Annotated in this window: 1 pseudogene; it reads left to right on the forward strand. The window is 53.1% G+C overall.

Going from position 1 to position 258, the window contains the following annotated elements:
* Window positions 1–258 (forward strand): annotated as a pseudogene (locus KJQ96_RS39300) (hypothetical protein); the annotation flags it as partial.

Below are 258 nucleotides of genomic sequence, written 5' to 3' on the forward strand. Positions count from 1 at the left end.
CCTGGTATTCAACCTGGAGGCCCTGCACGGTCTGTTGAACCACCGATCTTTTGATGCGCTCTCCATGTCCTATGATACCTCGCCAAACGAAGCATGGATCTCAATCCGTCGGACCATCGTTGCGACGCCTCTACTACTTATCGCGCCCGAAGCTCTCCGGCTCAAAATCATCAAAGAATTTCAACAGCTTATAACCAATGGATTGCCGGACAGTGCGGCCCGCAGCTATTTGGCTGCTCCTCCGGCAATTCGTTCGCT

The organism is Bradyrhizobium sp. sGM-13 (genome assembly GCF_018398875.1).
In the GTDB taxonomy this organism is placed as follows: domain Bacteria; phylum Pseudomonadota; class Alphaproteobacteria; order Rhizobiales; family Xanthobacteraceae; genus Bradyrhizobium.